20 protein-coding genes are annotated in these 23,708 nt (G+C 48.4%); 5 read left to right on the top strand and 15 right to left on the bottom strand.

Going from position 1 to position 23,708, the window contains the following annotated elements; genetic code table 11:
• The first annotated feature begins 56 nt into the window (after window positions 1-56).
• On the top strand, window positions 57-905 hold the full coding sequence (locus PBAL39_RS17330) for a DUF2911 domain-containing protein (RefSeq protein ID WP_039866981.1): 849 nt from the start codon (window positions 57-59) through the stop codon (window positions 903-905).
• Between the two features lie 123 nt (window positions 906-1,028).
• Here the strand turns inward: PBAL39_RS17330 and PBAL39_RS17325 are convergent, their stop codons facing one another.
• From PBAL39_RS17325 to PBAL39_RS17295, 7 genes are all read right to left on the bottom strand, one after another.
• On the bottom strand, window positions 1,029-2,744 hold the full coding sequence (locus PBAL39_RS17325) for a sodium:solute symporter (RefSeq protein WP_008243875.1): 1,716 nt from the start codon (window positions 2,742-2,744) through the stop codon (window positions 1,029-1,031).
• A gap of 88 nt (window positions 2,745-2,832) precedes the next feature.
• Window positions 2,833-5,274, bottom strand: coding sequence for a PIG-L family deacetylase (locus PBAL39_RS17320; RefSeq protein WP_008243870.1), 2,442 nt, complete (start codon window positions 5,272-5,274; stop codon window positions 2,833-2,835).
• A gap of 131 nt (window positions 5,275-5,405) precedes the next feature.
• The gene (locus PBAL39_RS17315) at window positions 5,406-6,005 is read right to left on the bottom strand and encodes an LEA type 2 family protein (protein WP_039866979.1); all 600 of its coding nucleotides are present in this window, start codon (window positions 6,003-6,005) and stop codon (window positions 5,406-5,408) included.
• A gap of 113 nt (window positions 6,006-6,118) precedes the next feature.
• Window positions 6,119-6,550: a DoxX family protein gene (locus tag PBAL39_RS17310; RefSeq protein ID WP_008243867.1), complete on the bottom strand. Its 432-nt coding sequence runs from the start codon at window positions 6,548-6,550 to the stop codon at window positions 6,119-6,121.
• A gap of 76 nt (window positions 6,551-6,626) precedes the next feature.
• Window positions 6,627-7,232: a TetR/AcrR family transcriptional regulator gene (locus PBAL39_RS17305; RefSeq protein ID WP_008243865.1), complete on the bottom strand. Its 606-nt coding sequence runs from the start codon at window positions 7,230-7,232 to the stop codon at window positions 6,627-6,629.
• Between the two features lie 215 nt (window positions 7,233-7,447).
• The gene (locus PBAL39_RS17300; protein WP_008243864.1) at window positions 7,448-8,041 is read right to left on the bottom strand and encodes an alpha-ketoglutarate-dependent dioxygenase AlkB; all 594 of its coding nucleotides are present in this window, start codon (window positions 8,039-8,041) and stop codon (window positions 7,448-7,450) included.
• Window positions 8,042-8,210: 169 nt separating this feature from the next.
• The gene (locus tag PBAL39_RS17295) at window positions 8,211-8,849 is read right to left on the bottom strand and encodes an insulinase family protein (protein ID WP_008243862.1); all 639 of its coding nucleotides are present in this window, start codon (window positions 8,847-8,849) and stop codon (window positions 8,211-8,213) included.
• 167 nt (window positions 8,850-9,016) lie between these two features.
• Between PBAL39_RS17295 and PBAL39_RS17290 the strand changes: the two genes are divergently transcribed.
• Both PBAL39_RS17290 and PBAL39_RS17285 read left to right on the top strand, forming a co-directional pair.
• A complete protein-coding gene (locus PBAL39_RS17290; RefSeq protein ID WP_008243859.1) occupies window positions 9,017-9,715 on the top strand; it encodes a LytTR family DNA-binding domain-containing protein in 699 nt (232 codons plus the stop codon).
• Between the two features lie 5 nt (window positions 9,716-9,720).
• A complete protein-coding gene (locus tag PBAL39_RS17285; protein WP_008243857.1) occupies window positions 9,721-10,074 on the top strand; it encodes a hypothetical protein in 354 nt (117 codons plus the stop codon).
• Window positions 10,075-10,143: 69 nt separating this feature from the next.
• Here the strand turns inward: PBAL39_RS17285 and PBAL39_RS17280 are convergent, their stop codons facing one another.
• From PBAL39_RS17280 to PBAL39_RS17270, 3 genes are read right to left on the bottom strand one after another with little or no spacing between them, the layout of a single operon-like run.
• Entirely contained in the window at window positions 10,144-11,847 is a 1,704-nt protein-coding gene (locus PBAL39_RS17280) for a protein-disulfide reductase DsbD (RefSeq protein WP_008243855.1), read from the bottom strand.
• 7 nt (window positions 11,848-11,854) lie between these two features.
• On the bottom strand, window positions 11,855-12,301 hold the full coding sequence (locus PBAL39_RS17275) for a protein-disulfide reductase DsbD N-terminal domain-containing protein (RefSeq protein WP_008243854.1): 447 nt from the start codon (window positions 12,299-12,301) through the stop codon (window positions 11,855-11,857).
• A 36-nt stretch (window positions 12,302-12,337) separates the two neighbouring features.
• A complete protein-coding gene (locus PBAL39_RS17270) occupies window positions 12,338-13,387 on the bottom strand; it encodes a PLP-dependent cysteine synthase family protein (protein WP_008243852.1) in 1,050 nt (349 codons plus the stop codon).
• A gap of 203 nt (window positions 13,388-13,590) precedes the next feature.
• Between PBAL39_RS17270 and PBAL39_RS17265 the strand changes: the two genes are divergently transcribed.
• Together PBAL39_RS17265 and PBAL39_RS17260 are read left to right on the top strand one after the other, a co-directional pair.
• Complete coding sequence (locus PBAL39_RS17265) at window positions 13,591-14,055, top strand: Lrp/AsnC family transcriptional regulator (RefSeq protein WP_008243851.1); 465 nt, start codon at window positions 13,591-13,593, stop codon at window positions 14,053-14,055.
• Between the two features lie 172 nt (window positions 14,056-14,227).
• Window positions 14,228-14,848 (top strand): DUF4142 domain-containing protein, encoded by a 621-nt coding sequence (locus PBAL39_RS17260; RefSeq protein ID WP_008243850.1) that lies wholly within the window; start codon window positions 14,228-14,230, stop codon window positions 14,846-14,848.
• On the opposite strand, the gene PBAL39_RS17255 is transcribed toward PBAL39_RS17260, so the two are convergent.
• The 5 genes from PBAL39_RS17255 to PBAL39_RS17235 form a co-directional block, all read right to left on the bottom strand.
• Window positions 14,838-15,410, bottom strand: a complete 573-nt coding sequence (locus tag PBAL39_RS17255) for an RNA polymerase sigma factor (protein ID WP_008243848.1) — start codon at window positions 15,408-15,410, stop codon at window positions 14,838-14,840. The genes PBAL39_RS17260 and PBAL39_RS17255 overlap by 11 nt on opposite strands.
• Window positions 15,411-15,583: 173 nt before the next feature.
• A complete protein-coding gene (locus tag PBAL39_RS17250) occupies window positions 15,584-17,830 on the bottom strand; it encodes a HEAT repeat domain-containing protein (RefSeq protein WP_157274084.1) in 2,247 nt (748 codons plus the stop codon).
• A 40-nt stretch (window positions 17,831-17,870) separates the two neighbouring features.
• Window positions 17,871-19,448, bottom strand: a complete 1,578-nt coding sequence (locus PBAL39_RS17245; protein ID WP_008243844.1) for a DUF6850 family outer membrane beta-barrel protein — start codon at window positions 19,446-19,448, stop codon at window positions 17,871-17,873.
• Window positions 19,448-20,656, bottom strand: coding sequence for a DUF4876 domain-containing protein (locus tag PBAL39_RS17240; protein WP_008243843.1), 1,209 nt, complete (start codon window positions 20,654-20,656; stop codon window positions 19,448-19,450). Before PBAL39_RS17240 ends, PBAL39_RS17245 begins: the two co-directional genes overlap by 1 nt.
• Before the next feature lie 18 nt (window positions 20,657-20,674).
• Window positions 20,675-23,707 carry a TonB-dependent receptor gene (locus PBAL39_RS17235; protein ID WP_157274083.1) on the bottom strand — a complete coding sequence of 1,011 codons (3,033 nt, stop codon included), beginning with the start codon at window positions 23,705-23,707 and terminating at the stop codon, window positions 20,675-20,677.
• Window position 23,708: the final 1 nt, after the last annotated feature.

The following is a 23,708-nucleotide window of genomic DNA, read 5'->3' as shown; positions in this document are numbered from 1 at the left end:
ACCAAACAGATGAACGCATCGACTGCGGTTTCGCAACAATTAAAATGACAAATAAAATGAAAAAGACATTGAAAATGATGGTGCTGCTGGCTCTGGCAGTATCGTTAAACACTGATCTGCAGGCACAGGGACTTAAATTGCCGCAAGCGAGCTCAGCGCAGACCATCACACAAAACTTCGGTCTTGGAAAGATTACCGTTGCCTACTCCCGTCCAAATGTAAAAGGACGTAAGGTGTTTGGCGCGATGGAACCTTATGGCACAGTATGGCGCACAGGAGCCAACTCTGCTACGGTCATTACTTTTACAGAGGATGTAAAAATCGCCGGACAAGACCTTGCTGCTGGAGAATATGGATTATTTACCATTCCTGGTAAAGACGAATGGACCATCATCTTCAACAAAGGCGCAAAACAATGGGGTGCTTACGAATATAAAGATGCTGAAGATGTACTGCGTGTGAAGGTTAAAGCCAGCAAGCTGAAAGAAAAAGTGGAAACTTTTACCATTCAGTTTGCCAATGTATATCCTACGAAAGGCCAATTGCAATTGATGTGGGAAAATACAGCTGTTACCATCGACCTGTCTACAGACATCGACGCTAAAGTTATGGCCAGCATTGATGAAGCGATGAAAGGCGACAAAAAGCCTTACTTCGCTGCGGCTCAGTATTATTTTGAAAATGGTAAAGACCTGAACAAAGCCCTGGAATGGATGAATGCAGCGGAAGCGGCAGATGCTAAAGCACCATGGGTAAGGTTATGGAAAGGCCGTTTACAGCTTAAAATGGGCGACAAAGCGGGGGCTGCTGCTTCGGCAGAAGCGGGAGTAAAACTGGCTACGGAAGCGAAAAATGACGAATATGTGCGGTTAAATAGCGCGCTGCTGGCGGAAGCTAAGAAATAAACGAGAATTCATTTAAAGAGAAAAACGGCCTGACAGCCTGCGTATTTAATGCGGTGCTGTCAGGCCGTTTTTTTATGGGCTTAGTCCAACAATATTTTTATCTATCCCTTTCATAATGCTGATTTATACTTGACTAACTACAGCCTTTCCTTTTTTGTCCTTTCCAATAAAAAACTGGATGACCACCGACAGCAGCACGACCAGTACGCAACCAATCACATTGAGCCAAAGGTAAGCTACCCAGTCGTTCCGTCCAATCAGGATGATGATCCCCTCCGTCAGCAATGCCGCAAAGAATACAGCCCGCCCATTGACATGTTTCACATAAAAGGCAACCAGGAATACGCCAAGTATCGTTCCGTAGATATAAGAACCCAGGATATTTACCGCTTCCAGCAGGTTGCCGATCTGGCTGGCCACGAGTGCCATCCCAATGCAAACCAAGCCCCAAAATACCGTGGCTAGCCTTGACGCCTGCAGGTATTCATGGTCTGTTCCATTCTTTCGGATCAGCCGTTTGTAGATGTCGATTACAGTAGTCGATGCCAGTGAATTCAGCGCACTCGCTGTAGAGCCCATTGAAGCGAGGAAGATGATCGCAATCAGCAATCCGATCAGGCCCTGAGGCAAATACTTCGTCACGAAACTCAGAAAGATATAATTGTTGTCTTTTACATTGGCATTTTTATCATTTTTTAACATCAGGTCTGTCGCCTGCTGACGAATGGATTTCTCCTTTTCGTCTGCCTGCTGCAGTGCCTTACGCTGCTGCCCTATTGCCTGCTGATCATCCCGGTCCAGCGCCTTGTTCATCTGCATTACCGTTTGCTGTTTCTGCGCAAAGGCCAGGTCATAATCTGCTTGAATCTCCTTCAGCTCCCCTGCATAGCTGCTTTTCTCCAGTTTGTTCAGCTCAAAGCTGTTAAAGAAAATAGGTGGTTTGTTGTACTGGTAAAAGGTAAACACCAGCACCCCGATCAGCAGGATCAGAAACTGCATCGGGATCTTCACCATGCCATTCATGAGTAATCCCAGGCGGCTCTGGCTGACAGAAGCCCCGGAAAGGTACCTGCCAACCTGGCTTTGGTCTGTACCGAAGTAGGAAAGCTGCAAAAAGAAACCTCCAATCAGGCCCGACCATACCGTATACTGGTTGTTCAGGTCAAACGTAAAATCTATGGCATTCGTCCGCCCCATCTTCCCGGCGATGCTGATGGCTTTTGTGAAGCCGATCTCCGCCGGAAGCAGGTGCACCACCATGATCCCCGCCGCAAAAAGGCCGCAGAAGATGATGCTCATCTGCAGCATCTGTGTGTAGGAAACGGCTTTTGTACCACCATAAACGGTGTAAAAGATCACCAGGCTTCCCATAAAAAGGGTGGTGTAAGTAGTATTGATGTTCAGTATGGTCGACAAGATAATTGATGGTGCGTAGATGGTGATCCCTGTAGACAAACCACGTTGCACGAGAAACAAAAAGGCCGTCAGCGCCCTCGTGTTGAGGTCAAAACGCTGTTCCAGGTATTCATAGGCAGTATACACCTTCAGCCGGTGGAAGATCGGCACAAAGGTGATACACAGGACGATCATCGCCAGGGGCAGGCCAAAGTAAAACTGGACAAAGCTCATCCCCGAGGAATAGGCCAGTCCGGGGGCCGACAAAAAAGTAATGGCGCTGGCTTGTGTGGCCATCACCGACAAACATACGTGGTACCAGGGCAGACTCTGGTTCCCCAGCAGGTAACCCTGAATATTCTGTGCACCACGGCTCTTATAGATGCCATATACCACAATCACCACCAAGGTGAGCACCAGTACTGCCCAGTCGATATTACTCATTCAAAATATTTTGTAAATGCATAAAAAATGACGATCAGGAAAATCAGCCAGCCCACCAGTACTTTATAAAATGTCTGATATTCTTTCATCAGCGTCCCTTAGGTTTGGAGATCAGGTTCACAAATAAACGATAGGCACCCGGTACCCCTGCAGGCAACTGCCTGAAGAAAGAAAGACCAGTATACACAAACCTGCCCTTCCCATAATTGGTGGTGATCAATGCGCCGTTTTTCTGAGACTCGCCCTGATCGTGCATGCCCAATACAGCGGTATAGTGGCTGTCCAACTCGGTTGTAAAATAAAGGCCACGTTCCTGTACCCATCCTTCGAAATCCTTTGCCGTAATTTTATTCGGATAGTTCAATGCCGGATCTGAAGGAGAAAGAAAATCGACAACCGCATCTTCCTCGGTCACCCGGTCGCGGGTCAGCCGGAAAGGATATGGGCCGAGGTCATTGATTTTTAAAGGCGAGTTGACATTGTACTGCAGGAGCAATACGCCTCCGTTTTCCACATATTTCATCAGCTTGGGCTGGATCACATTGCTTTGCTCATTGATGTTGTACAAGCGAACACCCGTAATGATGGCGTCAAAAGCAGACAGATCGTTGTCCGTCACCTGTTTCGGCGTCAGCATGACCACCTCATAACCGATCTGTTTTAAAGATTCAGGGATCAGGTCGCCAGCGCCGTTAATATAACCAATGCGCTTTCCTGTAAACTTCAGGTCTACTTTTTCTACTTTTGCTTCTGCAAAAGGGAAAAGCGTCTGCACCGGGATATGGTCATAATCAACCACCCTTAGCCCCTGATGATAGGTTTTGCCAGCTACAATCACATCCACAGACAGTGTGCCTCCAGATGCTGTTCCCGGTTTGACCGTGAACACAGCCAGTTGCTGGTCTCCACTGTCTTTAAAGCTGAAATCAATCTCCTCAGGGGTAACTTTCCAACCTTCAGGAACGTGCGGCTGCAATTTTCCGGACACCTGATTTCCAAAGCTGTTCAGCTGAACGGTAACCGTCTTGGGCTCATCGCCATTGAATACAAAAGCCTTCTCCGCCAGAGTTGCGGTCACCGGAGGTGCAATCACCACCGGCTGATACACTTCACCTCTTACGGGGTCTGTCGATTTATATACAACAGGGTATTTCCTGACGATGGTCTGGTCGCCGATCTTTATGCTGATGTCAGTTGCACCTACAGCAGCATTTTCGGGCAGGCCGATGAGCAAAGGATCATCAACTGTAAATGTTCCCAATTGATGTCTTTTCTCCAGCCAATAAGGCTGCGTAAGTCCAAGTCCTTCGCTGCTCACCGTCCTGTCGATGCTTACAAACTGATTCGGGGCAAGTTTAATCTGCTCTGTGCTTCCGGCTTCCTGTATGTTGATGGGTAACGAAAAACCGGCACCCACCCTGGCAATGGCCTGCAGCTTAAGCTGTATGGGATCATTGAGGGCATAAGCGGGCTGTACTGCTCCACGCTCAATCCAGATTCCCGCCGCGGCCAGGATGAGCTCATCCAGCAGTTCATGTTTGAAAGGAACGCCTTTCACTAATGTTCTCAATGTTAATAATTTGGCAATGGACTTTGAGGGGTTGGACACCTCATATTCTCTATTGATTTCGTTGAGTAGTTTCTGGACGCCTGCAGCTCCCGGGATCTTGTTCAGGCTGAAGTCTACCCCTTCAAACAAATCTGCTTTTGCAGCTACGCCAGCAATGGGACTGAAATACTCAATGGAAGATCCGCGCTGCCGCGCAGAGCCGAAGCCCTGGCTCTTGTGGTTGGAGCGGCTTTCCGCGGCGATCTCGCCATAACTTTTTCCCAGCAAGGGATTGTAAAGACCTACATCCAGCTTGATCTGGTCTTCAGCTGTGGTATTGTTGCCACCAAAGTTGAAGGTATTCCAGACGATGCGCCTGGCCTGCCATGGCTTCACATATTTAAGTTGCTCCGGAAACTGCCCGGGGTCTGCAGCAGCAGTAAAGGCTTCACGGGCAAGGATCGCAGAACCGGAATGGTGACCGTGTCCGGCCCTTGAATCTTCAGGAAAACGGGTGATGATCACATCGGGTTGAAACTTACGGATTACCCATACCACATCGGCGAGTATCTTTGCCTTATCCCATATCTTAAAACTTTCTTCCGGATTTTTGGAGAAGCCGAAATCGTTGGCCCTGGTAAAAAACTGCTCCGCGCCATCGGTGCGCCTTGCCGCAAGCAGTTCCTGCGTGCGGATCAGGCCGAGCAGCTCCGCCTGCTCTGTACCGATGAGGTTCTGACCGCCATCACCCCTGGTAAGCGACAAATAACCTGTCCTCACCTTCTTCTCCCTCGCGAGATAGGCCAGCAGGCGGGTATTCTCGTCGTCAGGATGCGCAGCAATGTAAAGCACGCTACCGCTGGTATTCAAGGTTTCAAGGCCTTGTTTGATCTCTGCGGCATTCAGCTGCAACGATGATTGCGCAACAAGCGGGAAGGGACTGAGGAAAACAAATAGAAAAAGGTATTGACGGAGTTTCATAAACAATTCTTAATCCTCGAAAGTAAAAAAAATTGACTAGTAAACAGTTTTTTATCCGTCAATACCCGGTAACATTCCTGCAAAATTACGACGTATTTTGTAGGCAATGCCGCCTAAGAAAGGCCTCTGTGTTACAATAAAATTTTGCTGCTCACCTCTTTATCAATGGTGATGAACCCAGGGTACTTCACCAGTCCCCCGGCCACCTTGATGCTCGGGCGGATCTTCAGCGTCAGGATGCCCTTCTTTTCAGGGCCTCCTTTGGCACCTTTCATAAATTCAGTGATTTCTCCCATCACCTTGCTATTGGTCACAAAGGGATAGAGGTTCGCAATCATGTCCACCGGAACTACAGTAGTACCTCCCGGCGCGACGTTGACTTCCTGGTTCACAAAACCATTGGCAAGCTCCTGCCTGTTGATCAGGATCTTATACTCAAACTCATTGATTGCAGCCACGTTGGACGATGGATTTTTAATCTCCAGGTTTAACCTTGCTTTCAGGGGTACATCCTGTCTCAGCAGGCCCAATGCCAGCGCCGGCAAACTGGCCAGGTTCAGGTCCTGCCCGTCAAACAACTTTTTGACGTCCGCTCCACCAAGCGTCACCTGGTCGGCAGAAGTAATGCGGTAGGTACACTTCTCCAGTGCCTTGATCTGCTGCGCCTGTTTATTGACGCCACAGCTTGAAATAACAATTGCCGTCAGGCAAAATAAAACGATCTTTTTCATTTGTGTGTGTGTGTAAAGAGAAGCCGGTGCAGCAGCAAGCATAAGCGCTGCTGCATCGCCATCATCAAAGCAATAACGCCTGATTTGTAAAAATGATATGTAATGAAAAAGACTTATCTCCTGCGTCTGCCGGAACCGCCACCAATCAGGTGATCGATGCTGTATTTCCCAGGGCCAGCAATAAAGATGAAAAGATAGACCACAAGGTAATGCAGCCCCATTTCTTTCTTTCCGAAATCATCTCCTCCGTGGGCGATAAATACAGCTACCAGCATCGTGATGATCAAAGGAATCACCGCAAGCCTGGTCGCCAGACCCAGAATGAGCAATATAGAACAGAAGAACTCCGCAAAGACCGCCAGGGCAAGGGAAGCAGGAGCTCCGATACCAATAGGATCCCCGAATTGGATTTCTCCTCCCGCGGTAAGTGACTGCAGTTTGCCATAGCCATGTACCATCATAAATGCGGAAAAAGCAACGCGTAACACCAGCAGTGCAAAGTTGAGCCCGCCGTGATTAATGTTCGTATTGAAAAGTCTTTTCATTAGAATGATTTAGTTTTAAAATAATTGACAGCCTTCCAGATGAATCATCAGAAGCTCCTAATTTAAAACTAATAATTTATTTACTGGTTAAAGTAATGATAAATCCTGAAATCGCATCCTGAAGGATCATCCTTTTGGAAAGATCAGACTTCGCATCTTTCTGGATCATCTGTATGGATACCAGCCCATGAAGAATGGATAAATAGGTATGGTACTTCAGGTAACCGTCTGCATCCGGGTTTCCGCTCTCAGCGATTGCCGTTTTGATGGTGCTGATCATCACGCTGGTCATCTCCTTAACTTCCGGGATCTGCCTGGCTTGCTCACATGCCGGAATCCCCAGGCCGAACATCAGCTGGTAATATTCTGTATTCTCAAATGCAAAATCCCAGTACGCATTCGCTATGGCCTCCAGTTGCGCTGCCGGGCGCTGATGCTGCTCTTTCACCTCCTGAAGTGCAAGGCCCAGTTTCTGAAATCCTTCTTTGGTAAATTCCATCAGGATGGCTTCCTTGTTTTCAAAATGGTTATAGATCACAGGAATGCTGTATTCAATGGCGTCAGCAATCTTACGGATAGACAATGACTGCCAGCCATCCGTCAGCACCTGCAGCCATGCCGCCTCCAGAATACTTGCCCTGAACTCTTCCTTTTGCCTGATTTTACGTTCTGCAATGCCCATCGCTCTATAGTTTAATTAACAGTGTTAACAAAAGTAATAGGTAACAAGCAAAATTAAGCACCTGAAATTTCATTCTGACTTAAATACAACAAACAGGAATTCCGCCGATCCTTATTCGAGCGCCAGCCAACATACCTCAGCAAAAATAGGATGGCAAATTCTGATGGGAGAAATGGCATGCCAAAGGAAAGTTTACTGATCCGGTTTTGACATCTTTAAGGATGGATTAACCGGAAGGTAAGGTTGATCCTCGGTCCAATGGGCATCGTCGTCTTTGGCAGACGGTGTTCCCAAAGGTGCTGTGTTTCACCTTTCATCAGCAACAAACTTCCTGAAGTCAGGTCAAGAGATACCACAGGCAGCTTTTCTACATAACGGCGAAACTGAAAAGTGCGATGGGCGCCGAAGCTGACGGAGGCAATGGTAGGATAAGGCCCGAGGTTCCGTTCATTATCCCGGTGCCAGCCCATGCTGTCACTGCCATCACGATAGAAATTCAGCAGACAGGCATTAAACTGATGCGCCGTCTTTTGCTGGATGGCACTGCGGATTTCCGCCAACTCGGGAGTCCAGGGCAAGGCGTTCATCGTAATGCCCGAATAACTGTAGCTGACGCCCTCCTCACCATAAAAGGCAGTAAACCGTGGCTGTAAGACGGTCTTCCCAAAGATCTTTATGGGCTCCTGCTTCCAGGGAACATTTGCAGATAGCTGCTCGAAGTACTGTGCAGAAAGCTCCTCCCCGAAAAAACCGTCAAAGAAAAATGCCTGCGAAGGCACAGGCAGCAAATTCAGATGATCGTGATCCATAACTTTCCGTTTTTTCGGCTGTAAAGATAAGGGATCCAAATAGAAAATTGTGGAGCGTGACTTTCCCGCAGGGCACAAAAAAATAATGCAGATGGAAAACACCTGAGTGTCTTGCCACCTGCACATCCCTCTCTCTCCCCCTATTTAATGCCTTTTGCGTTTCCTGTGCTTAGCGCGACAATACGTCATCGCTTCTGACTGCCCAGGATCCAAATGCTTTTTTTACCAGCATTTTAGCGTCTGCTACAGTGATGTCGCCGGCAATCGTAATGTACGTATGCTCAGGGACTACCTGCCTGCTATAATAGTTTTTCAACGTTTCCAACGTGATATCTGCAACCTCAGCCGATTTCGGTGCCACATCGAGCAAATCCTGACTGGCATCAAATGACTGCCATACGTCCGACATTGCCATAAAAGCGGCTTCAAAATCTGCGGCCTTCGCAGATACATTCCCATCGCCATGCGCTACGCTCAGCTTGGGCATCCCCGCACGCTCTCCCTCTTCAAAAACAGCTCTGTATCCCGCAAGGGTACTCCTGCTCCAAATCTCTCCCACCAGCGCCGAGAAGTTTTCGTTGAGTATGCCACCTTCTGTTTTGAAGCTGGCATACACTTTTCCCATCCCACTATTCTCCGCAATGATCACATTCAACCCGTTTTTCAATTTAAAACTCACAGGGTCTTTCATCCGCTGTGCCTGCGCAAATTGTACCATCATGATACCCGCAGCCACCATCACCAACATCCTCTTTTTCAATCCCATCATTTCTTTAATCAATCCCATCATTCCCTTAACCTGTCCCATCCGGTAGTTTTAGTTACTCATTGTGAAACAAAGATATACAGGTGGCATTGATGTTGAAACACCTAATAGACGGAAAGGCAAAATCTGTCGGTGAAAAAGCATTTACACAGGATAGTTTCTTTTTCTAATCAATAATATATAATTTAGTATTAGGTTAATCCCTCCCTATGAACTGTCTGATTGTTGATGATAATAAAATCGCTCGCATTACCCTGAGAAAAATGGTATCGCTAGACCCTTCACTGGTACTTGTCGGGGAGTGTCCTGATGCGACCGACGCTTACCAGAAAATCCTGCAGCAGCCCATAGACCTCATCTTCCTGGATGTGGAAATGCCCGGAATGAGCGGCATAGAGCTGGTAAAAAGCCTCGGACAACACCAGCCGCTCATCATCTTCACCACCTCCAAAAAGGAATACGCGGCGGAAGCCTTCGACCTGCAGGTGGCAGATTACATCACCAAACCGGTTACGCCCGTTCGTTTTCTTCAGGCAGTGGAGAAAGCAAAAGCCAGCTTTAAAAAGAAACCCACAACAGCTAGTGCCACTGCCAGCAACGAATTCATCTTCATCAGGGACTCCAACGTCGTCAGACGCCTCAAGGCAAAGGACATCCTCTTCCTGGAAGCTAAAGGCGATTATGTCCAGATTTTCACTGAGGAGAAACAATACCATATCCATGCGACCCTGAAATCTGTTGAAGAAAAGCTTTCTGCAGATTTATTTCTCAGAATCCACCGTTCATTTATCATCAATGTCGGCAAAATTGATACCTTAGAAGGAAAAACGATAATTATCCATAAACATGTCATTCCTGTTTCGGATGCTTACCGTTCCCTTTTGAATAACCGCATGCAGATTCTTTAGATACCATGTCCACCTCTTATGATTTTATAGACCTGAGTTACATCGAGCAAGTAAGCAATGGCGACAAGGCTTATGAGAAGGAAGTGCTGGAGTTGTTCGTAGAATGCATGCTGACCGATCTGGAAACTGTCAAAGTTCATTTTGACGCCGGCGACTACCATCAGCTGAGGAAAACTCTGCATTACATGCTGCCCAATATGTCCATTGTCGGACTGGACCTGCGCCTGCGTGAAGAGCTGGATGCGCTGGATCATGAGCAGCCCAATACCGCCAGGCATATTGACCACATCGACAGGATCTGCTTCCTTTGTACCAAGGCTAGGCTCGAGGCCATCATCCTGCTGCGTAGCAGCTTTTAAAAAAGGCCTTAAAATAAACAAGGCCGGCATCCACCGACCTTTGTTTATATGATTAACTATCTAAATTTATTACTTTTTAAAAGCATCCAACCCGCTTTGCAGGTAGGCTGCATATTCTTTTGCGTCAAAAACGGCACCCTGAGGTTTCACCAGAGGGTTCAGGTCCTGACCCACCATCACATAAAAAGGCTGGGAGTTGGACACGTATTTTGTAGCCTGGAAGTCGCCATTCCAACGTCCAAGGTCATCGGTGTTGGTACGCAGCACTTCTGAATAATGAACTTTCTCTTTCGGCATCTTGATGTTGCGCTCATCTACATACAGCTGGATCAGCACAAACTCCTCACGGATCAGACGGCCGACTTCAGGATCAATCCAGACCTTATCTTCCATCTTTCTGCAGTTCACGCAGGCATGCCCTGTAAAATCGATCAATATCGGTTTATTTACCTTTTTGGCATAAGCCATTCCCTCATCAAGATCAAAGAAGGCACTAAATCCTACAGGTGGTTTTAATGTCTCACTATACTTCACTTTTGAAGGAAATCCATCCGCAGATCCCGAAGGAGCAGCAGATCCACCGGCCGTCAGGATGAAGTCCTGCGTATTCATCGGCGGTGCAATACCACTTAAAATATTCACCGGAGCTCCCCATAAACCTGGTACCAGGTATACGGCAAAGGCAAGTGAGAACATCGCAAAAAATAAACGCGGCACAGACACAAAAGGCAGGTCGCTGTCGTGGGAGAATTTAAGCTTGCCCAGGATGTACAATCCCATCAGCACAAAAATCACGATCCACAATACCAGGAAAATCTCCCTGTCGAACCACTCCCAGTGCCATACCAGGTCGGCAGCCGACAAAAACTTCAACGCTAAAGCCAGCTCCAGGAAACCCAGACATACCTTCACACTGTTCAACCAGCCGCCGGATTTAGGCATGCTGCTCAGGAATCCAGGGAAGATGGCCGACAAAGTAAAGGGCAGTGCCAATGCCAGCGCGAAGCCAAACATACCGATCGCGGGGGCCAGAATCTCGCCCTTGGAACTCGCCTGCACCAAAAGGGTACCGATGATGGGTCCTGTACAAGAAAAGGAAACTAAGGCCAGCGAAGCGGCCATAAAGAAAATGCCACCCAGACCTTTGCTATCATCAGCTTTCTGATCAATTTTATTTACAAATGCACTTGGCAACGTGATTTCAAAAGCACCAAAGAAGGAGATGGCAAAAACTACTAGCAAAATGAAAAATGCAAAGTTAAACCAGCCGCTCGCGCTTAGCTCATTCAACATAGCTGATCCAAATACGAGGGTGATCACCAATCCAAAAGCCACATAAATGACGATGATGGATAGTCCGTAGATGAGCGCCGTCCCAATCCCCTTCTGTTTACTTCCTGCGCGCTTGGTAAAATAACTTACTGTAAGTGGCACCATAGGGAAGATACAAGGCATCAGAAAGGCAAGGAAGCCGCCCACAAGGCCGGCGATGAACGTCTGCCATAAGGTTTTTTCCTGCTCCGACTGGTCGGTTTGTTTGCCTGCAGCAACAACAGCGGCTTTGCTCACCGTGTCTGCCACGGCAGCTTTTACAGCTGTATCTGCTTTCATTGTGCTGTCTGCCGCAGGCGGCGCAGCTTCAATATCCGTAAACTCAATATCTGCCATGGAGGTATCTGCATCCTGCGCAAAGACAGGCACCAGACTTCCCAAAACCAGAAATAACCCCAACACAAACACCTTCAGGTGCATGGTATATCTATTCATGTTCATCAAGTTGTTATTTTACCGGAATTGAAAATTCAATCGTCTCAGGCGGAAGGCACTGCTGATCATCACAAACCATATATTCCACTGTTCCTTTTACCACTGCTGTTGCTCCGGTCAGTTTCACCTTTTGCTGAAATACTACTGAATTTGCAAAGTAGCTGACGTTCATGTCAAAGGTTTTCTCAAATTTCGTGATCGGCTTAGGCTCAACCGTCTTTCCATTTACGGCATATCCTTTTCCTGGTGCAAATGTGAACGTAGTTTTCACAGGTCCACCGTCAGCCATGTACTGGGAATACAGGTGCCATCCCTGGTCAATTGTTGCTTTCAGGTACAAAACAGCCTCAGTCTTAGAAGTTTTCTTCGCTGCGTAGCTCCATTTTACGGGTTTTAAAATCTGGCTGCTCGCAGAGAAACTCAGAAAAAGACCCGCAACGAGTAAAAATAGATTTTTCATGTTGTGTGGTTAAGTTGATTAATTGGTCGAATAACGTTATTTCAGTCTACAAATTGGTTGATATCCTGTAAAAATTGTGTCAGTAGAAAGAAATGACGGTTTAATGGCTTCTTCTTTTACCAGATCGGTACTTAAATATTTCTTGTTGCTATCGCAAAGTAAGGTCACCACCACGGCCTCGTCACCCAGCTGTTCTTTCAGCTTGATGGCACCAATGACGTTTGCTCCCGATGAAATCCCTACCGCCAGTCCCAGCTCCTTTGCCAGTTTCTGCGCCATGATGATGGCATCACCATCATTCGCCTGGATGATGCTGTCCAGCTGGTCAAGCTTGACAATCTCCGGGATAAACTCATCGGAAATCCCCTGGATGCGGTGACTGCCCACCTTATATCCTGTAGTCAGCGTTGGGCTCTCTGCAGGCTCCAATGGATGGATGGACACCGCAGGGTTCAATGCCTTCAGACATTTCCCTACGCCCATTACCGTACCACCAGTACCTACTCCTGCAACAAACGCATCGGGTGTAAGCCCATTATTTTTCAATTGCTCCCAGATCTCCATTCCTGTGGTTTTCTCGTGAGCTTCTTCATTGTAACGGTTTTCAAATTGACGCGGAAGAAATACACCCCCTTTGGCAGCCATCTCTTCACACATTTTGATGCTGCCCAGGAAACCGCCTTCTTCTTTGCTGACAAGGATTACCTCTGCACCCATGCTCCTGATGATGTCAATGCGCTCCTTGCTCAGCCAGTTCGGCATGATGATCTTTACGGGATGTCCAAGGGCACGGCCGATGGCCGCAAATGCAATCCCGGTATTTCCGCTGGTAGCTTCGACAATCGTATCTCCTGGTTTGATGGCGCAGTTGTTATAGGCTTCGTACATGATGTTTAGTGCCATCCTGTCCTTGATGCTGCCTGTCAGGTTATAATGCTCGCATTTCACATATACCTTCCCAGGTTTACCCTTGTAGGTGTAGTGTAGTTCCAGCATCGGAGTGTTTCCTACCAGATGCCATAAATGCTCAAATTTATCCGCAAGAGCTCCTGTTAAACAGACTGCTTCTTTACCTTCAGCTACCATTGATTATCGATTTAGTTGTGTGATCAATTATTCGATAAAACTCCATATTTCAATTTATAATAGCAATAGAAACCAATTATTCCATAAATTATTCGGAATCGTTTGTTAAAATTGTTATTTTTTCTATTTTTGAGTTATAATAAAGGTTGATAATTGATATTTTTTCATCGGCGAAATTCCCCCCTTTTTATTGAATCCATACCATGCAGACAGATCTGGACCCCGTTGACGTTGAAATCCTGAAACTCCTTCAGAAGGATGCCACTTATACCAATAAGGAACTGGCCTACACTTTAAACAAATCCATTGCTACCGTACACGAACGCATCAGGCGTTTGAAGGAACAAGGTTATATCAAACGTGTAGTCGCGATACTCGACCGCAAGAAGATCAACAGGAACCTGATTGCGTTCTCACAGGTGTTGCTGAAAGAACATACCGCCACTACCCTGGTGGAGTTCGAGAACGATGTCGCGAAATTCCCGGAGGTCATGGAATGCTTTCAGATGACCGGGGCCTTCGACTTTATCCTGCGCATTGCCACCAGCGACATGGATACCTATCATATTTTCCTGAGGAACAAGCTGGCCACCCTGCCGAACATCAGTACCGTCCAGAGCTTTTTTGTGCTGTCGGAAACTAAAAGTGATACGGCCTATCCTTTATAACCATCATGAGTTTATACCGTAACTACCGGGTTTAGGTCATGTCTACCCCCAGGTAATCTTAAACCGTCGCGGAGCCGTCTCACTGGATTGACAAGGCAACATCAAACAAAGGCCTGCCCAGCGTTGTTCTTTTGATGATTCCTAACCTATGGAGTAACAAAAGACAACCATTATGAAAAATAACCAGCTATTTATTGCATTAATTGCCATCGCCTGCAGCGTTGGTGCCTGTCGCAGCCCAGAGGCTAACGATAAAACCAGGTCGACCACCGGAGATTCCACAAAGGCCGATTCGCTGAACAACGATTCCTTGCAGCAGGCGGGTAAAAACCCAAAAGACGAAACCAATAAAACCACGGCCGACGAAGATGAGTCGACCTTCCTGAAGACCGCAGCATTAGGAGGAATGATGGAAGTGGACCTGGCAACAATTGCAGAGACCAATGCTGCTGATGCTAATGTAAAATCTTTCGCTGCGAAGATGGTAGAAGACCATACCAAAGCAAATATGGAAATCAAGGCTTTGGCGACTAAAATGGGTGTGCTCCTGCCGGATGCTTATCCTGCCAGCGACCAGGCGCATATGGACATGATGAAGAAAATGAAAGGAAAAGATTTTGACCGCCATTATATGAACATGATGGTCAAAGATCATGTCAAGACCCTTGATCTTTTTAAAAATGCAGCCAGTCTGAGGACAAATGCACTGAAGGACTTTGCATCGACCACTTTGCCTACATTACAGCAGCACCACCAGATGGCTGTTGACATCAGCAAAAAACTTAACCTTTAGGTACCAGGTGGACATTGCCGGCCTGCGATTCGAAGTCGCGGGCCTGCTCCCTGATGCCGGCCATCGCCCGGTAAATCAGCTTATAGGTACCACCAACCTTGATCTGCAGCAAATCAGCGATCTCCTTATAACTCATCTCCTCCACATAGAAAAGATACACCGCTTCCTTCTGACGATCGGTAAGGTTCCCCATAAATTTATGGCTAAGCACATTCCAGTCTTCATGCGGCCCCTCCGCATCTGCCAGGTCTGCAGACAGGTCAAATGCAATCATATCCGCTTCGTCGCCCACATAAACCTCCAGGGCTGAAGATTTCAGCTTATTGTAAATGGTATTCCTTAAGGCTTTAAACAAGTAATATTTGAGAGACTCGGGTCTCTTCAGATTGGCACGGTTTTGCCAGAGTTTTACAAACAGGTCCTGCACCGCTTCTTCAATGAAAGGCACATCACTACTGAATTTTCCGGCGTAACCGACCAGCGCGTCGAAATGTATATTGTACAGCATTTCAAAGGCTTTCTGATCTCCATTAACGAACGAATTCCAATAAGTTTTTTCCATGCCTACCCCTTAATACTTATCTAGACTGATTATAGATAAGTACAATTATAGGGCTTTATTCTAACTATAAGGGCGGTCAGAAATTGAAGTTGCATTTCTGTGACAATAAAAATTTAAAGCAAAGCGCTGAAGTTGCGCTAATTAATTGCACCGATAGCGCTTTGCTTTAAACATTACTTTTTAGCCACAGTCTGATATTTTTCGGCAGAAAAATGAAGGAGATAAGTTTTGGTGCGCATGGCCTCTTCCCTCAACTGGGCAGTACTGTTTTTGTCAGCAATCAGCTGATCGCAAAGGGCCACGATTTTATCTTTCTGATAAGAATAAGGGAACCAGCCCAGAGCCTCCACAGCAGCGAGCCTCAGTTTGTGATCTTCAGCAGCATCTGCAGCAATTGCAATTGCCTGAGGCACCAGTTCGTGATAGGTATAGGTACGTAGCATATTGACATCAAAAGCGCGTTCCTTGGCAACAGCCTTTTTATCCTCCATCACTTTACCTTCCTTCAGCACTTTTTCCCTCGTGCCTTCCTGCCTTTTAATCAGGCGCTGAATGTCGGTATTCCCTGCAAATTCAGGCTTTTTAAGGTACTCCTGCAACTGAGCAATCACCAGGTCAGCATTCATGAAAGACATCGAGTTTCCGGAGTTGTAGGCTACCCTTTTCGAGGCCCAGTCTTCGATTCCAGAAGCCACCAATGCGGGCACCAGGTCATCGGTACCAAAATCACCGGCCATATTTGCCGAGCGTCTCCTCAGGTATTCATATGGATCTGTGAGCGCATCTTTCAATACCGCCTTAAAATCTGCATTGTTCAGTGTGCTCAACAGTTTCCATGCCTGCATCCTCGTGCTTGCATCAGCAGCACTGTAGTAAACATCCTTCAATAAGGAGCTGGAGGCAGCGCCCTGTGCATAGAAGATCTTTGTGAGCGCCAGGGCCTGCAGGTCTGCATCACCGGTTTTCAGCAACTGCTTCCATACCGGATCACTGCCATCCTTGTTCACGATCAGCTCGTTGTAGTCCGTGTTGCCTTCAGCAGTAAAGGCAAAGGTAGGATCACCAATCAGGTGTGTTTCCAGGTAGGCTTGTTCCTTGAACCAGTTTCCTGCCCGCACACCATGCTGCAGCAGACCAATCAGCTCGGTAGTCCACACATCCTGAAGTACATTGATCGAGTTGGCCATGGCGACGATGGTTTTTCCACTGCCAAAGACATAGTGACCACTCATATAATCGTCTTTATGAAAAGATCCGTTGTAACAGTTATCAAGGATCAGCATGCGCACATTGGACCTGATTTTATCCACATCTTCCATCATAATGTTTCCATTGGCCTCAAACAGAGAATCGGCAAGCACCACAGAGTCGGTCAGGGCATCATCCATCCAGGCCATAGGTACGCCCAGCGTAGCCTGAAATCTCTTTTTTGTTTCCGCTACATCCTGTTTCTTGCGGTTGGCTGCCTGGATCTTGTTGCGCAGGTAACGTCGCACATTTTCGATGGAAGGCTGCGGGAAAGAAACATTCGGATAACCACTGATCACCTGCACATCCGACTCGCCATGTTGATGAAAAATTGCCAGGTCAAGATCCTCACGCTGCACTTCCGTCAGCAGGCGTTGTTTAAGATCACCCTGCATTCTGGAGTTGACGAACTTCGCCGACGACCCAGCCCTGAACAGCTGTGGCAGCTGTTCCCTGAGGGCCACCTGCTCGCTCGCCCAGGCAGTCTGCGACTCCGAAGCGTAGCCCATACCACTATATACCATCAGGTGGTTCAGGCGGTTCTGCTGTTCTTTTTCTGCCACCACTTTGCTGAGGTAGGTACGGATCAGCTCGTATTTATCCTTGCCTTTAATTGCTGGCGCCTTGATCCTCGCCGTATAAATATCAGGGTGAATCTCCGGTGCGGATTCAGGAGCCAGGCTATAGTAGAAATTACCTGCCTTCAGGGAATCCTGTTTGATGAAGTTCAGCTTCAGGTTGAAATCGTCATAGAAACGGTCAGAAGGTACTGCCGCCCTGAAGCCAAACCTGGCCTGATCAAACTTGTAAGCGGAAGTTAACCGCTGGGCATCCATCACCATCGGAATCGGGATGTCGCCGATGAGCACGGCACCTTCCAGCCTGTTTTTATCGGAATACAACTTCTGAAGGACGACCTTGATTTCTTCAGGTTTTGTCCATTGGTGACTAACGATATAGGTGCCGAGGCCTTGTTTCTCCAGCGCCGACTTGTACGCATTGATTTCCTGTTTCGCCTTGTTGTAGGTCTCCTGGTCGACCACAATGGCGAAGGTCGTAGCCGTATTTTTCTTCAGTGGCTTTTCGATTTGCTGTGCTGCGGCTCCCGTATAGAGTCCGAGCATGACCGTGGCGGCCGACAAAACTAAGGCTGATTTTTTCTTGATATTCATGATGTTATCTTTTTTATGCTGTTCATAATAAGCGCCATGTTTAATAATAAGCGCCAAGGCTCAGGTTAAACATGGTCCTGTTTCCTCTTGCTGAAGGATAGCGTGCCGCGGAACTAAGGTTGCCCAGCACCTGGGCCACAGCTTTTGCATAGAAGCTGGTACGCGGAACCGACGGTATGCAGAAATTATATTGCAGGTCGCAGCTGCCCCCTATGCGGTCTGCCGCGCCATAATCATAGTCGGGCAACAGTACCTCCCTGGCGATCAAGGTCCTGTCGCCGGTAATCGGGACGTACGACAAAGCCTGGTCGAGTGCCATTTCATAGTTCAGCTTAAGGTTCAGCTGCAAGCTTCTGCCATGGGACATCATCCAGTTCCGGCCTCCTTTAATGGCCGCATGGAGCTGTGTTACCCTTTGCGAAGAACGGGGCACACTGTAGCGCTGATCTACGGAAATGTATTTCAGCTCCCCCTGGGCGGACCACTTATAGCTATCATTCCCCTCTTTTCTGAGGATGGTATAATTCAATGTTGCGCTGGTGGTCTCTGCCGTATAAAACGGCGCTTCAAGTATTGTCTGCCACATCTGTGTGCCAGTATTGTAAAACTCATGGAACTCGATGCCTGTATCTTCCAGTCGCTCCAGCTGCAGCCTTAACTTCTGAAAAAAGGCTTCTCCTTCACGGCCGAGCATAGTCTGAGCATGGTAGTCTTTTTGTTCCCAGGTGCCCGCTTTGCGGGGCACACTGTTGCCATCCGATACCGCTTCCCTTAAGCTGCGAAAGCCAGCCGTGCTCAGCCAGCTCCAGCCATTCATGCGCCATTCGTACTGCAGGTCAGCACCATAGGTATTGCCCCCGTAATTGCGGGAGCTCCCTACAGAAAAGATCCCCGGAAGCTCATACTGTCCTAGTCCCAGCAGTTTATATAGAAAATGGTTCACCGAGGTGTTCCTGATCTCCAGGGAGATGTCTTCCTGGTAACGGCCGTAATAGCCGTTCAGTCCGAAAGTACTGTGGTCATTCAACGCCAAGGTTACCGCAGGCAGGATGCTCAGCTTGTTGGCGGTGTTCAATGGCCTGGGGTCATTTTGTCTTGCACCCGTAGACACCTCCAGATTTGCCCCGATTCCAAAGACCAGTCGGTCATTCCACAGTTTCGGTGCTGCAGCCTTGAGCTTCAATGCATACAGCTGCAACTTCCAGTCGCCGCCCACAGAATCCGCAAGCAGGTATGGCGTGCCGCGATAGGGATCAAGCACGTCAGAAAAATGCACCTCATTATCCCAGCGCTGGGTATAGGAAAAGCTACCATAAAACACGCTTTTACCCAGCGGCTGGTAGCGCTCCGACTGGAAGCGGAACTGATCGCGGCTTTCCGGCTGCTGAATGCGCCTGAGGTCTCCCTTTTCCGAAGCAAAGGAAAGCTGGGTTTTACCAAGCGCATACAGGCTGTCCCGCTGCATACCTGCAGCATTGGTACCCTCCAGCCAGTTGTAGCGCAGCGGCAGCAGCTCAAACTGCTGCGGCAGCAGACGCAGCGAATCTGTCTGCGTTACCTGCGCATGTGCACAGGTAAACGCAAACAGCAGGATCCCCACCGTCCATATCTTTTTCATTATTGCCATCCTTTAGGCAAGATGTTGGTCGTCGTTACAAAGTCGGCACTGGAGTTATTCGTATCCTGAAGGACCCTTCTGCCATTCACCGTGGTCGTGATCTTGCGGATGATGGCCTGTCTGTTATAAGTACCCGTGCAAAAAGCAAAACCGGCATCCAGCGCCGCAGGAATCCTCTTGAAGTTCACCGCATTTGCATTTGCCAGTGCTTCCATGGCATCAATCACATCCGACCCCGGAACTTCCACATACAAGCGGGCATTGCTGCTTCCCGGCTCCTGCAGCTTGTTGAGGCTCTCGAAATCCTTGGTTTTGAAGATCACCATTCCCGGTCCATAAACGGAGGTCAGCCAGGTAAAGGTGGAAGCGGCAAAGTAAGGAAGGTCCATGTTCGGCACCGCCTGATTGTCCACATCCCTGCCCGTGCTGGCTACATAACCTTCAAAGTCGGAGATACCCGCACCCAGGTCTACAGAGTTCACGTTGCCCGCAGCGTCAGTTTTATGGTGTATGCCATTGCTGGAGATCACAATAGAGGCACCTGGTTCAATGGGGTGCGACTTTCCTGTTCCGGGGATCATCCACACATTCTGCAAGTACACATTGCCCGCTGTTTTAGAAAATGCAAAGGGAGTTGCGCTTGCAGAAATCCCAGGCGTACCACCGCTTTCGCCAAGGTAAAGGCTGTCCGCATAGATCACTTCCGGAGAGTTGTTGTAAATCTCATAAAACTGGTCTGCCTGGTAGTTTCCATTGGCAGGAGTTTTCGACCCGGTATAATAGATCTGCTTGAATACCAGACCACCCACCTTGCTGCCCTGTAATTTCAGGTCGAGGCTTGCATCAGCAGCAATCAGCTGATTGGTAGCGGAAGCATTCAGGAAAACCTCGGTCTCAAAACCAGTTTGTACCAGTGCTTCGGCTGCTGTCAGCGTGCGACTGGCGGTCACCTGATAGTTACCTGGGAGCAGGCCGGTAAATGCGGCAACACCATCGGCATTACTTGTTGCCGTAACCTTCACATTGGTAGTGGAGTTGGTCAGCGTCACCTCCGCATTGGCAGCCTTTGTAGTGGCGTAATTGTTAGGGAAACTTACATTTACCGTATAGCTGACTGTCGGTGTTTCATTGTCCGACTTTTTGCAGCTTTGCAGGCCTGCAACAGCCAGGAGCAGTAAGATAAAAGAAGTATAGATTGATTTTCTCATGATTGGATTGTATATAGATTAAAATTTGATGCTTAGTTCGGTTCCAAAAAATAGTCTTGGGTTTCTACGGCTATACTGGCCCGTCCAGCGTGAACTTTCCTCCAGCGGGCGGTCCATCAGCACATTATTGGCAAAAAAGGAAAAGCTGATCGCCTTGCCCATCTCTTTCGTGAGCCGCAGGTTGAACAGCCATAAAGGTTTCCAGCTTTCGGTTTTATAGTATTCAGGCTGCACATGAAGGTTCAGCTCCGCATTGTTGACAATAGCGGGGTTGTTGCGCTCCGCCTCAGAGAGCCAGGTCAGCTGCCCGTCAGTGTTACTGATGTAAGCTACCGGCAGCGACTCATAACCGATGTATTTGTTTTTATCCGACCAGATGGTCTGCGCCGCAAGGGTCACAATGAACCGCAACTGTGGGATGTGGTGGATCATGCGTAAAGTAGTGCTCGTGCGACTGTATTCATTTCCTCTTCCTGGAGCGTATACAGGGATGCGCTCCGGCTCACTGTTGCTGAGCTGTCTTTTGATGATGTAATAACCTGTGCTCCGGGTGTCGGTGTTCATCCATGCGCCATTCAGCACGAAGGAAGTGCGGATGGCTTCAAATCGGCCCAGATCCAGGTCAAACTCCAACCCTTTATTTCTAGTTTCCAGCTCATTCGTGGGCATGTTATAGTCGACTGCAAAATTGCTCACACTCACGGGCACAGGATTGAGCACCGGCGGCTGCCCGACTGGTGCCGAAGCGACCTCATAGCTCGCCAGGGGCACCATGCGCAGACTCTCGAAAGTAGTATTGAAGGAATAGCCATTTTTCAATCGCTCGCTGTAGGCGGTAACCGCCAGTCTCTTGTCCTCCATGAAGGTCACATCAAAACCCAACTCCATCTTTTTATTGGTGGCAATCTTCAGCTGCTCATTCCTGGTGTTAAACACCCTTGTGGTGACGATCACCAGGCGCTCGGCCGGATTGTCAGCATAGTAATTCAGGTTGAGCAGATCAAAGTAGGCATCCTGCGGATAGAGGTACAATAATGTAGGTGCCTTTGCGGTGGTGCCATAACCAGCACGGAGGTTTACCTTTTTGGCAAGCTCATAGGCAAAGTTGACCCTTGGTGCCAGCACATTTCCCATGTTGCCACCGGCAATGCCAAAGGGCTGCATCTGATCGAAGCGGAGCCCCGCCTGGATACGCAGTTCGCGATTGAGGATCGTCGCAGAAATGTTGTCCTCAGCATATAACGAAAGCTGGTTGAGGGCAGGAATATCTTTATAGGAGAACAGCCTGTTGGCAGCGCCATTGCCCATGCGGGGCGGGCGACTGGTATCAAAGGTTTTCCCTGCGCCAAAGTTTGCATCCATGCGCCACTCTCCACCCATCAGAAAGCGATGTCCAAAAGCGCCGGTCTTCAGGTAAAAACTGTTGCTGAGCTTGGCAAAAAGGTTCATGGGTTTACCATCAATCCAGACTTTACTGAGGTATTCGCTGGGCACATACTGACCAGCCATGGTGGTATCTTTGGTCGCCGTAGATATCGGATAGATGTAATTGCTGAGCAGCTCCTGCTGGAAACCTTTTTGTATTGCATAGTTGACGCTGACATCATAATTCAGCATCCGGGCAAAACGCCTGTTGAGGTTCCATCGTCCGGAAGTATTGAAGCGGTAGGCATAATCCTGCGCTGAACGCACTGTGTGTGTTTTGAGGTCGTCGGGGTCCTGCTTCAGCTCATCGAGGTTCATGGCATAAGAAAAGCCTGTGGTCGTCATCAGGGGCTGTTCTTTAAAAAAACGCTTTGAATACAGAAGGCTGCCTGTTACCCGGTTATAGGCGTCAAAAGAATAACGCTGGTCGGTATATGCTTTGGTATAATCAAAATCTACGTTGAGGCTTCCCCCCTCCGCCCCAAGGTCAATGCCCTTGCCTAGCCAGAATTGCGTGAGCACCGGGTTGATCCTTGCTTTCAGCTGCAATGGGCTTACTCCTGCTTTCGTTTTTACAAGTATAGCACCGTTGGTCAGGTCGCCGTATTCTACTGATGGCACCCCACGGATAACCTCCACAGACTCAATATTGTCGGCCGAGATCTGGCGTAAATCCGTACCGCTGCCCGTGCTGGTCGAAAAAGAAGCGTTTGCACCTCCCGTGGCGGGGTTCAGGACCTGCAGGTTGGCATTGTTGGACACCGGGATGCCATTGATGAGCACCGCCGTACCGAGGCTCCCCATGTTGTTGGCGTTGATCTGCCTGATGGCGGCCCTGTTCACATTAGAGAAGTCGGGGTTGCTGGCCAGTGCCCCAGGCAGCAGCTGCAGGACATCATTCAGACTGGTGGCCTGCAGGTGTTCTATGGCTTTCTGGGAGATGAGTGACGCGGTAGCACTACCGGCCTTGCTCTCCGAGGCGACGACAACAACCTCCTTAAGGTTCAGTACATTGTCTTCGAGCAGGAAGTTGAGGCGATAACTTTTCCCCGCCTCCAGCTGCAGTTCGCGCTCCTGCATGGCCATCGTCAGGAACTGAACTTTTACCGTCGCCCTTCCCGGCAGCAGGTCTGCAAAGTTAAATTCTCCCTTTTCATCTGTCATGCTGCTGATGCCCAGCTGCGCGATTCCAACTGTTGCATGATCTATTGGCCTCCCGCTACTCGCGGAGGAAACCTTGCCCGATACAGAAATATGAGTGGCACCGGCTGAAGTACCGGCAATGTTTTCTTCAATAATGGTTAACGCCGGCTTTGTTTCCAGGGACTTTTCTGAGGCCACGGGCACTTTGAGAATGGTAAAATAATCTTTGCCGATCTGCTCAAAGCCAAGGCCTGTATGTTGTAAAAGCAGCTTCAAAGCAACTTCCGTTGTGCCTGTATTGAGCTGCCTGGCGTCGTAGCTAACGGTCTTCCCTGCAATCAGCTGATGTTCGTAGGCAAACCTGACTTTCCGTGCTTTGCTGAACTCCTGCAAAGCCTGTTTCAGGGAGCTCACCGACTGTGCATGGGCATGGGTAATACACAACATACATCCAAGACAACATAACAGTAACCTGTATTTCATA

Origin of the sequence: Pedobacter sp. BAL39 (assembly GCF_000170795.1) — a bacterium.
Lineage (GTDB): Bacteria > Bacteroidota > Bacteroidia > Sphingobacteriales > Sphingobacteriaceae > Pedobacter.
This window is presented reverse-complemented; position numbering and strand designations above follow the sequence as displayed.

Bases quoted from the DNA above. Each gene is read 5' to 3' on its own strand.
- PBAL39_RS17330 (WP_039866981.1), top strand. From the start codon at position 57: ATGAAAAAGACATTGAAAATGATGGTGCTGCTGGCTCTGGCAGTATCG.
- PBAL39_RS17325 (WP_008243875.1), bottom strand. From the start codon at position 2,744: ATGAGTAATATCGACTGGGCAGTACTGGTGCTCACCTTGGTGGTGATT.
- PBAL39_RS17320 (WP_008243870.1), bottom strand. From the start codon at position 5,274: ATGAAACTCCGTCAATACCTTTTTCTATTTGTTTTCCTCAGTCCCTTC.
- PBAL39_RS17315 (WP_039866979.1), bottom strand. From the start codon at position 6,005: ATGAAAAAGATCGTTTTATTTTGCCTGACGGCAATTGTTATTTCAAGC.
- PBAL39_RS17310 (WP_008243867.1), bottom strand. From the start codon at position 6,550: ATGAAAAGACTTTTCAATACGAACATTAATCACGGCGGGCTCAACTTT.
- PBAL39_RS17305 (WP_008243865.1), bottom strand. From the start codon at position 7,232: ATGGGCATTGCAGAACGTAAAATCAGGCAAAAGGAAGAGTTCAGGGCA.
- PBAL39_RS17300 (WP_008243864.1), bottom strand. From the start codon at position 8,041: ATGGATCACGATCATCTGAATTTGCTGCCTGTGCCTTCGCAGGCATTT.
- PBAL39_RS17295 (WP_008243862.1), bottom strand. From the start codon at position 8,849: ATGGGACAGGTTAAGGGAATGATGGGATTGATTAAAGAAATGATGGGA.
- PBAL39_RS17290 (WP_008243859.1), top strand. From the start codon at position 9,017: ATGAACTGTCTGATTGTTGATGATAATAAAATCGCTCGCATTACCCTG.
- PBAL39_RS17285 (WP_008243857.1), top strand. From the start codon at position 9,721: ATGTCCACCTCTTATGATTTTATAGACCTGAGTTACATCGAGCAAGTA.
- PBAL39_RS17280 (WP_008243855.1), bottom strand. From the start codon at position 11,847: ATGAACATGAATAGATATACCATGCACCTGAAGGTGTTTGTGTTGGGG.
- PBAL39_RS17275 (WP_008243854.1), bottom strand. From the start codon at position 12,301: ATGAAAAATCTATTTTTACTCGTTGCGGGTCTTTTTCTGAGTTTCTCT.
- PBAL39_RS17270 (WP_008243852.1), bottom strand. From the start codon at position 13,387: ATGGTAGCTGAAGGTAAAGAAGCAGTCTGTTTAACAGGAGCTCTTGCG.
- PBAL39_RS17265 (WP_008243851.1), top strand. From the start codon at position 13,591: ATGCAGACAGATCTGGACCCCGTTGACGTTGAAATCCTGAAACTCCTT.
- PBAL39_RS17260 (WP_008243850.1), top strand. From the start codon at position 14,228: ATGAAAAATAACCAGCTATTTATTGCATTAATTGCCATCGCCTGCAGC.
- PBAL39_RS17255 (WP_008243848.1), bottom strand. From the start codon at position 15,410: ATGGAAAAAACTTATTGGAATTCGTTCGTTAATGGAGATCAGAAAGCC.
- PBAL39_RS17250 (WP_157274084.1), bottom strand. From the start codon at position 17,830: ATGAATATCAAGAAAAAATCAGCCTTAGTTTTGTCGGCCGCCACGGTC.
- PBAL39_RS17245 (WP_008243844.1), bottom strand. From the start codon at position 19,448: ATGAAAAAGATATGGACGGTGGGGATCCTGCTGTTTGCGTTTACCTGT.
- PBAL39_RS17240 (WP_008243843.1), bottom strand. From the start codon at position 20,656: ATGAGAAAATCAATCTATACTTCTTTTATCTTACTGCTCCTGGCTGTT.
- PBAL39_RS17235 (WP_157274083.1), bottom strand. From the start codon at position 23,707: ATGAAATACAGGTTACTGTTATGTTGTCTTGGATGTATGTTGTGTATT.